Source organism: Pseudomonas sp. COW5, from assembly GCF_026240005.1.
In the GTDB taxonomy this organism is placed as follows: Bacteria; Pseudomonadota; Gammaproteobacteria; order Pseudomonadales; family Pseudomonadaceae; genus Aquipseudomonas; species Aquipseudomonas kribbensis.
In genome coordinates, this window is sequence record NZ_JAPHVP010000001.1 from 6,075,955 (window position 1) to 6,088,743 (window position 12,789).

Genomic DNA, 12,789 nt, shown 5'->3' on the forward strand with positions numbered 1-12,789 from the left:
CCGCCGACTCGGGAGAGCGCAATCATCAAATCACGTTATGACGGCCTCGCTCCCCCGCTCAAGCACCCGCCCCAAACACAGCCCTCGCAAAATCCACGAAGCTTCGCAGCTTGGGCGTCAGTCGAGGATCCGGTGCGTACAGAAGGTTCATCGGGGAGACCGGGACGTTGTAATCCGGCAGCAGCCCGACGAGCGTTCCGTTTCTCAGCGCATCCTTGACCAGTTCCAACGGCAACAGCACCACACCCAGCCCGGCCACCGCTGCCGACAGCAACGGGTCGGCCTGATTGATCGTCAATCTGCTTTTAATCGGCACGTCGATGCAACCGTCCGGCCCTTCGAGGCGAATGTGGGAACGACCGTCGGAGTAGGCGAACGCCAGGCATTCATGTTCCTGCAGATCCAGCGGGGTCGTGATCGGTGGACGCCTGGCCAGATAGGCGGGCGCCGCGCACAGCACCATTTGATAGGGCTTCAAAGGCAATGCCTTCAGGCCGCTGTCGGACAGATCACCGATTCGAAACACCACGTCATACCCGCCCTCCAGCAGGTCAACGAGCTCGTTGGACAGGGTCAGATCCACCGACACCTGCGGGTACCTGACCATGTACTCCAGCAGGCGAGGCGCCAGCGTGCTGACGCCAAAGGTGACCGGTGCGTTGATTCTGAGGCGGCCACTGGGCACGCCTCGGGTCATCGCGGCCATTTCTTCGGCGGCGTCCATGTCGGCCAGGATCAGCTTCGCCCGTTGATAGAACGTGCGGCCGAAGTCGGTCAGGCTCTGTTTGCGGGTCGTGCGATTGAGCAGCGAGACACCCAGATGCTGCTCGAGCATCTTGACCTGTTTGCCGACCAGTTGCGGGGACAGATTGAGCTCATCGGCCACCGCGCTGAAGGAGCCAAGCTCCACCGCTTTGACGAAGACAGCCATCAATGTAAGGCGATCCATTGGAAACCCTGTGTTTCTAGTGTTGCGCTATCGTAGGTCTTTATCCGACCCGGGCCAAAGCCTAAATTGACGGCCATGGCAACGACGCGCACAACTCCAACAGGCGCGTTATCACTGGAACTCAGGTCGTTCACACCGGCCTCATTGATCACAGAAGAGGTAACCATGGCACGCATTGTCAGGATTCATGAATACGGCGACGCAAGCGTTTTGAAACTGGAATCGGTCGATGTGCCGGCCCCGGCATCCGGCGAGGTGCAAATCGAGGTCAAGGCCTTCGGACTGAATCGGGCCGAGGTCATGTTCCGCAATCACGCCTACCTGCAGGAAGCGCAATTTCCCAGCCGCCTCGGTTATGAAGCCGCCGGTGTGGTGGCTGCCGTCGGCGCCGGCGTCAGCGAGTTCAAGGTCGGCGATGCGGTCAGCCTGATTCCGCCACTGGACATCGCCAAATGGGGCACCTACGGCGAACTGGCCAACGTGCCCGCCGAGTTGACGGTCAAACACCCGTCGAACCTGTCCTTCGAACAGGCCGCCGCCTCCTGGATGCAATACGTCACCGCGTGGGGGGCGCTGGTCGAACAGGCCAAGCTGGCGAAAAACGATTTTGTGCTGGTCACTGCCGCCTCCAGCAGCGTCGGCCTGGCGGCCTTCCAGATTGCCCGAATGGTCGGCGCGACTTCGATCGCCGTGACCCGCACCCGCGCCAAGAAGCAAGCCTTGCTGGACGCCGGCGCCGCGCACGTCATCGTCAGCGATGAAGAGGATATCGTCGCCGCCGTCATGGCCCTGACCGATGGCCAGGGTGCGCGCGTGGTGTTCGATCCGATCGGCGGCCCCGGGTTCGAACAGCTCACCCAGAGCATGGCCAGAGGCGGCATTCTGCTTGAGTACGGCGCCTTGAGCCCGGAGCCTACGCCGTTCCCGCTGTTCACCGTGCTGGGCAAATGCCTGACCCTCAAGGGCTACCTTTACGCGGAGGTCGTCGCGAATCCTGCGGCGCTGGCCCGGGCCAAGGCGTTCATTGGCGACGGCCTCGCTTCGGGCGCGCTGCAACCGATCATCGCGAAGACGTTCGCCCTTGAGGACATTCAGGAAGCGCATCGCTTTCTTGAGGCCAATCAGCAGGTCGGAAAGATTGTCGTGACTGTTTAAATCGCGATGTCGCCGCGGCCCGATGCATCGCGTCGGGCCACCGGCAGACATGCCTCCGCCCCGCTACAGCAGTAGTCCGGCTACCTGCACGGGTGTCATCTTCGTCACCATCATCAAGACGATCACGAACATCCCCAGAAAACCGGCCACCCCCATCCAGAACCATTTCCGGTAGACCGACCGGTACTCATCCGCGAGCCCTCCCCCGGTTTCGATCGCATTCGAAGCCATCACGTACAAGCGCTTCTGCAGCACCAGCACCGGCAGCCAGAGCAACCCCACGCAAAGAAATATGATCAACGAGGTCAGCACCCATTCCGTGGTCAACGGCAGGCCTGCCAGCCTGATCAGTCCATAGCCCGATGCGATCTGAATGAAGCCTGCCGGAGTAGTGATCCAGGCGTCGAAGCGCACGACCATTCTTGCCACGTGAGCGATCACCTGAGGGTTGGCGGTGCGGCTGGCGGCGATCAGATACAGGTAGGACCCCATGCCGAAACCGAACAGGAAAACAGCGGCGATCACGTGAATGTATTTGAGGCACAGGTAAAGCATGCTCAGCGCTGCCCGTCAGAGAAATGCACGGACAGGCTCAGGTTCTCAGGGTCGTTGATCGCGGCCATGTATTCGTCGACGGTAATTTCGCCGACGCAAGGCCGGGCGCCGGACTCGGGCACATACCCTCGGGCCATTTTGATAGCCAGGGCGACGGCTGCGCAGCTGGGTATTTCCGGGCCCTTGTCATTTCTGGCCGTGAGTTGAGCGGTCATGGACAGCGTTTGCCCTTCAATCCCGATACCTTGCACGTCGATGTACATCGCACTTTTGCCATCGCCGAATCGCTCGAACCGGCTGCCCAAACGGTGCAGGCGCGCGGCCCATGGCGCATGATCCCGAATCAACCCCATCTTCTGGGCCTGGGCGAACAAGGCGTTGGCGACACCGCCAAGTTTCAATCCTGCACCCGCCTTGAAGCTCAAGGTCCGGGCACCATAACGACCGGCGAAAATGTCCATGTCCGGCACGTCAACGTTAGCCAGCAAACGGCTGCCCAGATGCGGCATCTTGCGCAGCGTCAGATCCTGCCAGCCCGGCACCTCGTGAACCCGGCCATCCTTGAGCTGCTTGATCGGCTTGCCCGCGTAGGCAAGCACACCTTCGACAGTCGACAGCCCCGGCATCTTCGCGGAAGAGGAAATGCCATGCTCGATCGAATCTATGCGCTGAAAGCGATACCGCTGCTGATCGATGATGGCCGAAGACAGGGTCGGCACTGAGCTGCAACCACTGAGAATCGCCACGCCCGCCGCTTTCGCGCGCGCATCGAGTACAGCAATACCGTTGACGAAGGTTCGGCAGTCGGACAGATCGCAATAGTTCACACCGGCCTCGATGCAGCTTTCGGCTACCGCATAGGACTGCCCCTGAAACGGGCCTCCGGTGTGAACGACCAGTTCAATCCCCATCGAGCCCAATGCGGATAGGAACCCGGGCCCCATGGCATCGCCGCACCAACTGGCGCAGTTTTTTCCTGAAGCGGCTTGCAACGCCTCGACCTTGCGCAGCAACTTGTGCGGATCGCGCCCCGAGATCGCCAGATCAACATCGGGCATCGACGCCAGATGCCGGCAGACGATGCTGCCGAAGTTTCCATACCCACCGACCACCAACACCTTGAACGCCATTCAACGCTTCCCTAACGATTCGATCGTACAGCCAACTTGCCCGAGACAGGATTCGCGGGAGCTTCCCTGATATCGGCAGGTCAGGCAAGAAATACGACCGGAAATTCCTGACGTTTCTGAAGTTCGAATGGACCCTCGACCGTGATGACCACCCTGGCATCGACAACGTGCGTCGGTCAATCGGCGAGATACGTGTTCAGTGCCTCACCAAGCCGCTCAAAGGTTCGGGCGATACGTCCGACTTTACGCAAATCGTTGTGCATGGCGATCCATACCTCGACCTCGAAACCGAAGGCGTCCGGCAGGACCGGAATCAGATCGTAGGGCGCAGCAACCACTGACGGGCATAAACCGAAACCCAGACCGGCCTTGAGTGCAGCGAATTGAGCAAGATGATTGTCGGTGGCAACCGCGAAGCACTGATCAGCATCACACAGGCCCACTTCAACCCAGCGACGCAGATCGGCAGAGCGCCGGTCAGGGCCAATCAACGGCCCGCGTCGCAACACATCGAGACTCACGGGACTGCCGTGACGGGCGAGACAATCGGCACTTGCGTAAAGACCGACGCGCAAGACACCTGTTCGCCGCGCAACGATATCTGCGCCATTAGGACGCAGCAGGCGTACAGCAATGTCTGCCTCCTGGCGGGCGATATCCTCCAGCGCATCATTGATACTGATCTCAAATTTCAACCCGGGAAGGTGTTGCTGAACCTGACGCAAGATTCCAGGCAGTATTTCCACACCAACGAAATCGCTGCCGGTCAGCCTGACGACACCATGAGATGCCTCGGTCTCGCCGCTGGCCATGCGATTGAACGCTTCGGCAGCAATCGCCATGGACTCGACATGGTGAGTGAGCCCTCGTGCTGAAGCTGTGGGGGTCAGGCCCGCGGAGGTCCGGGTGAACAACTTTACCCCCAGTCCCGCTTCGAGATTTTCCAGGCGCCGCCGTGCGGTAGCTTGCGCAATGCCCAACAGCCGAGCTGCGCCGGACAGACTGCCGCTGCGCAGCACCGCCAGAAATACCCGTTGGCTTTCCCATTCAAGGTTGCTCATACATTTCTTACCAACGACTGGTCCGTTTGTTGTCTTCTGCCGAACGAAAGGAACAGGGATCATGCACCTCTCATTTTCAGCGCAGCAGTATAAGGAGCAACACCATGCCTTTCACCGGCCAATGCCGATGCGGACAAGTCCATGTGCAATTGCAAGCAGATACCCTGGCGCCGCTTTACGCCTGTCATTGCCTGAACTGTCAGCGCACAAGTGGCAGCGCATTTGCACTGCACATCCTTTGCGGCGAGCGGCAGGTGGAAATATCGGGAGACGTACTGATGTACAACCACACTCATGAGGGGAATACGTCGACCCACTTTGTCTGCAGCCTTTGCTTCACCAGGCTTTTCAATGACACGACAGCGGCTCCGGGAATGCGAGTCTTGCGCGCCGGAATTCTCGATGGCTCGGAACGGCTGACACCGATGGCGCATATCTGGGTCAAGCGCAAACAGCCCTGGGTTTCTTTGCCAGAGGGTGTCGCCCAATGGCAGGAAAGCCCCACACCCGAGGCTTTTGCCAGCGCCATGAATACTCAGCGGTGAGAAGCTGACTCGGCGCTTTTCGGGCGCCCCCTTCGCCAATAACGATGATCGGTAGCCAGAAGTAAGGCAACGCATTAAAAGCGGTCTACGCTCCACCCACCACACCTCTGGAGTCACCGTGATGATCCGCGCCTTGCTGACCGCCTCCTTATTGGTGGCCCTGAGTGTTCCGGCACATGCTGACGTAAAACCGTTCCCCGCTTCCTTCCGCACGCAAGACATTGCCGTGGACGGCGCGAAGATCCACACGCGGATCGGCGGCAAGGGCCCCGCCGTCGTGCTGTTGCATGGTTTTGGTGATACCGGGGACATGTGGATGCCGCTCGCCACGGATCTGGCGAAGGATCACACCGTGGTCATCCCTGATCTGCGCGGTATGGGGTTGTCGTCGATTCCCGACAATGGCTATGACAAGAAGACCCAGGCAGGAGACATCCGCGCCGTACTCGCCTCGCTGGGCATCGAACATTCGGTCGTCATCGGTCACGACATCGGCACCATGGTCGCCTTCGCCTATGCCTCGCGGTATCCGCAACAGACCGACCGCCTGGTGGTGATGGATGCGCCCGTTCCGGGCATTGCGCCGTGGAATGACATCGTGCGTTCGCCGATGCTCTGGCACTTCGATTTCGGAGGCACGGACATGGAGCGGCTGGTCGCCGGCCGTGAGCGCATTTACCTGGACCGGTTCTGGAACGAGTTCGCCGGCGACCCGAAAAAAGTCGACGAAGCCACCCGCCAGCATTACGCAAAACTCTACGCCCGCCCCGGCGCGATGCACGCGGCCTTCGCCCAGTTCCGCGCCATTCGCCAGGACGCGGTGGACAATGAAGCGTCGTCAAAGAACAGGCTGACGATGCCCGTCCTGGCCGTCGGCGGTGAAAAATCCTTCGGCAACAACGAAGCCATCGTGATGCGCAACGCTGCCGACAACGTCACCGAAGTGGTGATCGCCGGCGCGGGCCATTGGCTGATGGAAGAGGCGCCGGTGGAAACCACTCAGGCGGTTCGCCGCTTTATGACCCGCTGATGCTGGGATTCAAAATGGGGACAGATTTATTATTTGAAAATAAATCTGGCCCCATTGAATCTGATTGAATCTCGGCGTAGAGCGTCCGGACACCTATCCATTCAGCCTCTTGTTATTGATCTTATCCAGCGCTTCAAGGATGGCGGGTTCACGCTCCTTCAACAGGGCCTGGAAGGTATTTTCGACGGTGTCTTCAGCGTCGAAGATCTTGTCCAGAAAGGCGCGGCCCTCAGGCGTGTTATTCAAAATATCTTTGCTCTGCGCGGGGTTATCGTGGGCACGAATCGCCGCATTGAGTTCATCCGGCTGCAAGTGAGCCGCCAGGGTATCTATCCGCAGGTTTCTGATCTCGTCGAAGGGAACCTTGTCTTCCACAACCTCACGGATTTCTTCGTCCATCACCGCCATGTAACGTGGCGAGTAATCTCGCATTGTGGTTTCCACCACCTCATCGTAATGCTCCTTGAAGGCGCCACTGATATCGACCAGTTCCCTGGCCTTGTCCTTGCTTCCTCCACAGGCGGTCAGTGACGTTGCAAGCAACAAAACCAACGCAGCCGTTCTCATACCCATGAGCCTTTGTCCTTGTTCAATTTGTGGAAGCCGATTGCCTGGTGCGGGGTCGGACGACGGCTTTCCATGGCAAACCTGCAGAAATGCAGGGGGCGCAATTCTAAACAAAATGGGGATACCCATTGAATGAAAAAAGGAAACCGGCCCATTTTTCGGAAAACAGACCGGCCCCCTCTTTCACACTGGCGCTACTGAATCTCAGGCGCGCTTCGGAAGCTTCCAGTTCGGGCGAATGAAGTGGCAGGTGTAGCCATTCGGAATGCGCTCCAGGTAATCCTGGTGCTCCGGCTCCGCTTCCCAGAACGGCCCGGCCGGTTCGATTTCGGTCACCACTCGTCCAGGCCACAGGCGTGAAGCGTCGACATCGGCAGCGGTGTCTTCGGCGACGTCGCGTTGTTGTTCGCTGAGGTAATAGATCGCCGAGCGATAGCTGGGGCCGCGGTCATTGCCTTGACGGTTGGGCGTGGTCGGGTCATGTATCTGAAAGAAGAACTCGAGGATCTGCCGATAGCTGATAACAGCGGGATCGAACACGATTTCGATGGCTTCGGCGTGGTTGCCATGATTGCGGTAGGTCGCATTCGGCACATCGCCACCGGTGTAACCGACGCGCGTCTTCAGGACACCGGGGTAGCGCCGCAGCAGGTCCTGCATGCCCCAGAAGCAGCCGCCGGCGAGGATGGCAGTTTCGGTTTGGCTGGTCATGGTCTGTCCTTCCCTTCGGGGATGTTGGAGGTAAACCTTGTTATGAGGGCGTGCTGGCCAATTCCAAGACCTCAAATGGGTGTCCCCATTAAAGAATCAGGCAAACGCAGATTCGATGAACGCCTCAAGCGTCTGCTCTTCCAGAATCTCGATAGAGAAATGCCCGAAGCGCTTGGGCAGCCAGATGATGCGTGTCCCGGACGGTGATTGCAGGTTGGCGCGTTCCAGTGGCTGGCCGTTTTCGTCTACTGGCTGCACACCGGCGATGACCAGTTCGTCATAAGCCTTCTCAATGTCCGGTGTCGAATAGCAGTGACGATAGATCATCCCCTCCCCCGACGAATCCAGCAGTTCCTTGAGATTGCCCGCCAACGGCTGGACCAGCATGAAACGCTCCTGGCCGATCAGCGCAACCGCGTACCGAACGTGCAGGCCACCCCGTTCCCAGACGAGGGTTCTGGAGATTCTGGCTTGCAGGATCTGCGCATAGTAGGCGCAGGCTTCCTCGAGGTTGTTGACCAGTACGTCGACGTGACTGAATTTCAGATCCATTGCAGCGCTCCTTCTGAGAGACGTCCATCTTAAAAACAAAAAAGCACCCGGAGGTGCTTTTCTGTTGATGAAAATGACTACTTCGGCATCAGCACCGTATCCACTACATGAATCACACCATTGGACTGCATCACGTCCGCGATGGTGATCGCTGCCTTCCCGCCTTTGGCGTCCACCACCCACAGCTTGCCGTCGTGCAGCATGACGGTCAGGGATTCGCCCTGAACGGTTTTGAGCATGACTTTGCCGCCGTGCATTTTGGCGTCATCCATCAGCTGTTTTGCCGTGTGAGTACCGGCAACCACGTGATAGGTGAGGATCGTCGTCAGATCGGCCTTGTGCTCCGGTTTGACGAGCGTATCGACGGTGCCGGAGGGCAACTTGGCGAAGGCTTCATTGGTCGGCGCGAAGACTGTGAACGGCCCCTTGCTGTTGAGGGTATCGACCAGCCCCGCCGCCTTGACCGCGGCAACGAGCGTCGTGTGGTCCTTCGAGTTGACAGCGTTTTCGACGATAGTCTTGTTCGGGTACATGGCCGCACCGCCGACCATCACGGTATCGGCGGCAAAGCTCGATCCCGTGCCAAGGCAGAGCAATGTGAAGCAGGCGATGACAATGCGTTTGATGAGCGAGTGCATGGTGTGTCTCCTGAATTCTTCGACCCTTCGAATGAGGGTGATGAATTTACGGAGCAGACGCGCAATCGGATGCATCACGGTGCAAGTATTTTTATTCGTCTATGATCGATTTTTAAAATCAGCCAAGGAGGCCACCATGAGTGTTCGTGGTAAAGATCGGCAAATCGACAACATCGAGTTCAATGTCGACGACATTGCCCGCAGCAAGGCGTTCTACGGTGATGCGTTCGGCTGGACATTCGTTGACTACGGCCCGACCTATACCGAGTTCAGCGATGGCAGGCTGACCGGTGGCTTCACCACGGGAGAACCGGTTCGCCCGGGTGGCCCGCTGATCATTCTGTACGCGGAAGATCTCGAAGGTGTGCAGCAGCGGCTCAAAACGCTGGGCGCGGTGATCACCCGTGCGACCTTTTCCTTCCCCGGTGGCCGCCGCTTCCACTTCATTGATCCGGACGGCTATGAACTGGCCGTCTGGACAAGCCAGGAACCGGCTCGCACGTAACAGAGCCAACGACCGCCCCACCACCCGACAACAAAAAAGCACCCGAAGGTGCTTTTTTTGTCGCTGCTGTGAGCGTTACGAAGTCTTCACGCTGGCTCGGGCCGCGTGCAGTTTCTTGTAGCTGTCGATCAGTCGCAGATGGCGGTCGAGGCCTTCGAGCTTCATGCTGGTCGGCGTCAAGCCGTAGAAGCGTACGCTGCCGTCCACCGAGCCGATCGCCGCGTCCATCCGTTCGTTGCCGAACATGCGACGGAAGTTAACTTCGTAGTCGGCCAGTTCCAGGTCTTCGTCCAGCTGCATCTCCAGCACCCCATTGACGGCCTGATAGAACAGGCCCCGCTCGACGGTGTTGTCGTTGTACTGCAGGAACATCTCCACTGCTTCTTTCGCTTCCTCGATTTGTCCCAGAGCGAGCCAGATCAGCAGTTTCAGCTCCAGGATCGTCAGTTGGCCCCACACGGTGTTGTCATCGAACTCGATGCCGATCAGCGTGGTGATGTCGGTGTAGTCGTCCAGTTCGCTTTCCACCAGACGCTCGACCAGCGACTGGAGTTCTTCTTCGTTCAAGCGATGCAGGTTGAGGATGTCTTCGCGGAAGAACAGCGCCTTGTTGGTGTTGTCCCAGATCAGGTCGTCCACCGGGTAGATTTCCGAGTAATCCGGCACCAGGATGCGGCAAGCGGTGGCGCCGATGTGCTCGTACACCGCCATGTACACTTCCTTGCCCATGCCTTTGAGGATGCCGAACAGGGTTTCGGCCTCTTCGACGTTGGAGTTTTCACCCTCGCCGGTGAAGTCCCATTCCACAAATTCGTATTCCGCCTGGGCGCTGAAGAAGCGCCACGACACCACGCCGCTGGAGTCGATGAAGTGCTCGACGAAGTTGTTCGGCTCGGTGACCGCCTGAGCTTCAAAGGTCGGCTGCGGCAGATCGTTCAGGCCTTCGAAGCTGCGGCCCTGCAGCAGCTCGGTCAGGCTGCGCTCCAGCGCCACTTCGAAGCTCGGGTGTGCGCCGAACGAAGCGAACACGCCGCCGGTCCGCGGGTTCATCAGCGTGACGCACATCACCGGGAATTCGCCGCCCAGCGACGCATCCTTCACCAGCACCGGGAAGCCCTGGGCTTCCAGGCCTTGAATGCCGGCCATGATCGCCGGGTACTTCGCCAGCACTTCCTGCGGCACGTCCGGCAGGGCGAATTCGCCTTCGATGATTTCGCGTTTCACCGCACGTTCGAAGATTTCCGACAGGCACTGCACCTGGGCTTCGGCCAGGGTGTTGCCAGCGCTCATGCCGTTGCTCAGGTACAGGTTTTCGATCAGGTTCGACGGGAAGTACACCACCTCGCCGTCCGACTGGCGCACGAACGGCAGCGAAACGATGCCGCGCTCTTCGTTGCCGGAGTTGGTGTCGATCAGGTGCGAACCACGCAGCTCGCCGTCGCGGTTGTAGATTTTCAGGCAGTACGGGTCGAGGATTTCGCTCGGCAGCTCGTCATTGCTGCCCGGCTTGAACCAGCGCTCGTCCGGGTAGTGCACGAACGGCGCATTGGCCAGGTCCAGACCCCAGAACTGATCGTTGTAGAAGAAGTTGCAGTTCAGGCGCTCGATGAACTCACCCAGTGCCGACGCCAGCGCGCCTTCCTTGGTCGAGCCCTTGCCGTTGGTGAAACACATCGGCGAGTGCGCGTCGCGAATGTGCAGCGACCACACGTTCGGCACGATGTTGCGCCACGAGGCGATTTCGATCTTCATGCCGAGGTCGGCGAGGATGCCCGACATGTTGGCGATGGTCTGCTCCAAAGGCAGATCCTTGCCCGGAATGTAGGTGCTGGCGCTGGAGTTCGCGCCCGGCATCAGCAGGGCCTGGGCGTCGGCGTCGAGGTTTTCCACCTCTTCGATGACGAACTCGGGACCGGCCTGCACCACCTTCTTCACGGTGCAGCGGTCGATGGAGCGCAGGATGCCCTGGCGGTCCTTGTCGGAGATGTCCGCCGGCAACTCGACCTGAATCTTGAAGATCTGGTTGTAGCGGTTCTCCGGGTCAACGATGTTGTTCTGCGACAGGCGGATGTTATCGGTCGGGATATTGCGGGTTTCGCAATACAGCTTCACGAAGTACGCCGCACACAGCGCCGACGAAGCCAGGAAGTAGTCGAACGGACCCGGTGCCGAACCATCGCCCTTGTAGCGGATCGGTTGGTCGGCCACCACCGTGAAGTCGTCGAACTTGGCTTCAAGTCGAAGGTTGTCGAGAAAGTTGACCTTGATTTCCATGGGGGACTACCAGAATAGCGAGCTGAACAGAATGGCCGCCATTATCCGGTTTTTGAGCGGGAAGTCTTGTGCTTTGGCGTTTTGGCCGCCGACCGGAGCGCCGCTCAGGTCGAGATGTTGCGCTGCGCCATCTCGTCGGCGATGGCGTCGATCACGCAGCGGGCTGTCGGTGACAGGCTTCTGTTGGGCAGGCTGACGACACCGATTTCGGAATGCAGTCCGGGCCGGTCCACGACCTTCAATTCGATCAGATTGCCGCTGCGCAGGTCTTCAGCCACGGCGCCGTGGATCACGCCGAGGATGGTATCGGTCGAACAGGCCACCGTCCTGAGTAACGCCACATCGTCGCACTCCAGCGCAAGCGGCAAGGCCTGGCGCGTGGAAATGCCCAGGGTATGCGCAGTCTCTTCCTTCACCACGGCCGGCAGGCGCGTCGTGGCGATGCCGTACTTTTCCAGGTCTCTCATCGTCACCGCGCGTCCGGCCAACGGGTGCTGTGGCCGGACGAAGAACCCCGCCGAGGCCTGACCCAGCGGGCGGATCAGCAGATCGGTGTCGGCCGAGAAATTGCGAATGTCCGCGACGAAGAATTCGACCGCTTCGTCCCGCAACCGGGCTTCAAGAATCTGCCAGTTGTTGATCTCTACCCGCAGGGTGACTTGCGGATATTCCCGGCGCAACCGAGGCACCACCTGATGCATCAGCATCGCCGCCGGAAACGGTCCGACGCCAAATGCGAGGCTGCCGAGCCGGCCATCGCCGTAAAGCGCCAGGTCCCGCTCCAGCGAGCGTGCATCGAACAGCAACCGTCGCGCCCGCTCGATCAGAAACTCCCCCGCCGGCGTCGGGCGTACGTCACCGCTGTCCCGGTCGAACAGGCGCTGACCGGTTTCGCTTTCAAGCGCCTGAATGCTGCGGCTCAGGGCCGGCTGGCTCAAGTGCACGCGTTCGGCAGCGCGGCCGAAATGGCGTTCATCGGCAAGGGCCAGCAGGTGTGTCAGTCGTTTGAGGTCCATCTGACCGATGCTAGCCACGCATTGTCCGGATGTAAACAATGCATTGGATACATCACGCCCGCCTCCCTACTCTCTGAAGAATCGATCCTCGGAGAACAACA

Annotated in this window: 14 protein-coding genes; 4 read left to right on the forward strand and 10 right to left on the reverse strand. The window is 59.5% G+C overall.

The features are described 5' to 3' along the window. Positions 1-58: 58 nt before the first annotated feature. A complete protein-coding gene (locus tag OQ248_RS27745) occupies positions 59-949 on the reverse strand; it encodes a LysR family transcriptional regulator (protein WP_265814830.1) in 891 nt (296 codons plus the stop codon). A 165-nt stretch (positions 950-1,114) separates the two neighbouring features. Here OQ248_RS27745 and OQ248_RS27750 point away from each other — a divergent pair, with 165 nt between their 5' ends. Then, positions 1,115-2,104, forward strand: a complete 990-nt coding sequence (locus OQ248_RS27750) for a zinc-dependent alcohol dehydrogenase family protein (protein WP_265814831.1) — start codon at positions 1,115-1,117, stop codon at positions 2,102-2,104. A 63-nt stretch (positions 2,105-2,167) separates the two neighbouring features. Here the strand turns inward: OQ248_RS27750 and OQ248_RS27755 are convergent, their stop codons facing one another. The 3 genes from OQ248_RS27755 to OQ248_RS27765 form a co-directional block, all read right to left on the reverse strand. Next, complete coding sequence (locus OQ248_RS27755; protein WP_265814832.1) at positions 2,168-2,659, reverse strand: DUF2269 domain-containing protein; 492 nt, start codon at positions 2,657-2,659, stop codon at positions 2,168-2,170. Positions 2,660-2,661: 2 nt separating this feature from the next. After that, positions 2,662-3,789, reverse strand: a complete 1,128-nt coding sequence (locus OQ248_RS27760) for a saccharopine dehydrogenase NADP-binding domain-containing protein (RefSeq protein WP_265814833.1) — start codon at positions 3,787-3,789, stop codon at positions 2,662-2,664. Between the two features lie 176 nt (positions 3,790-3,965). Next, positions 3,966-4,850, reverse strand: a complete 885-nt coding sequence (locus OQ248_RS27765; protein ID WP_119429185.1) for a LysR family transcriptional regulator — start codon at positions 4,848-4,850, stop codon at positions 3,966-3,968. A gap of 104 nt (positions 4,851-4,954) precedes the next feature. Between OQ248_RS27765 and OQ248_RS27770 the strand changes: the two genes are divergently transcribed. Then, a complete protein-coding gene (locus OQ248_RS27770; RefSeq protein ID WP_265814834.1) occupies positions 4,955-5,395 on the forward strand; it encodes a GFA family protein in 441 nt (146 codons plus the stop codon). A gap of 121 nt (positions 5,396-5,516) precedes the next feature. After that, positions 5,517-6,425: an alpha/beta hydrolase gene (locus OQ248_RS27775; RefSeq protein ID WP_265814835.1), complete on the forward strand. Its 909-nt coding sequence runs from the start codon at positions 5,517-5,519 to the stop codon at positions 6,423-6,425. Between the two features lie 93 nt (positions 6,426-6,518). On the opposite strand, the gene OQ248_RS27780 is transcribed toward OQ248_RS27775, so the two are convergent. The 4 genes from OQ248_RS27780 to OQ248_RS27795 all read right to left on the reverse strand — a co-directional run bounded on the left by OQ248_RS27780 (position 6,519) and on the right by OQ248_RS27795 (position 8,893). Continuing rightward, a complete protein-coding gene (locus OQ248_RS27780) occupies positions 6,519-6,998 on the reverse strand; it encodes a hypothetical protein (protein WP_265814836.1) in 480 nt (159 codons plus the stop codon). Between the two features lie 198 nt (positions 6,999-7,196). Next, positions 7,197-7,703, reverse strand: coding sequence for a peptide-methionine (S)-S-oxide reductase MsrA (gene msrA, locus OQ248_RS27785; protein ID WP_119429189.1), 507 nt, complete (start codon positions 7,701-7,703; stop codon positions 7,197-7,199). Positions 7,704-7,799: 96 nt separating this feature from the next. Next, on the reverse strand, positions 7,800-8,255 hold the full coding sequence (locus tag OQ248_RS27790; RefSeq protein WP_265814837.1) for a VOC family protein: 456 nt from the start codon (positions 8,253-8,255) through the stop codon (positions 7,800-7,802). 77 nt (positions 8,256-8,332) lie between these two features. Then, a complete protein-coding gene (locus tag OQ248_RS27795; RefSeq protein ID WP_265814838.1) occupies positions 8,333-8,893 on the reverse strand; it encodes a fasciclin domain-containing protein in 561 nt (186 codons plus the stop codon). A gap of 136 nt (positions 8,894-9,029) precedes the next feature. Here OQ248_RS27795 and OQ248_RS27800 point away from each other — a divergent pair, with 136 nt between their 5' ends. Beyond that, positions 9,030-9,398: a VOC family protein gene (locus tag OQ248_RS27800; protein WP_265814839.1), complete on the forward strand. Its 369-nt coding sequence runs from the start codon at positions 9,030-9,032 to the stop codon at positions 9,396-9,398. A gap of 75 nt (positions 9,399-9,473) precedes the next feature. Here OQ248_RS27800 and OQ248_RS27805 read toward each other — a convergent pair whose 3' ends face one another. Further along, positions 9,474-11,672 (reverse strand): OsmC domain/YcaO domain-containing protein, encoded by a 2,199-nt coding sequence (locus OQ248_RS27805; RefSeq protein WP_265814840.1) that lies wholly within the window; start codon positions 11,670-11,672, stop codon positions 9,474-9,476. A 104-nt stretch (positions 11,673-11,776) separates the two neighbouring features. Beyond that, complete coding sequence (locus OQ248_RS27810; protein WP_265814841.1) at positions 11,777-12,706, reverse strand: LysR family transcriptional regulator; 930 nt, start codon at positions 12,704-12,706, stop codon at positions 11,777-11,779. Positions 12,707-12,789 lie beyond the last annotated feature (83 nt).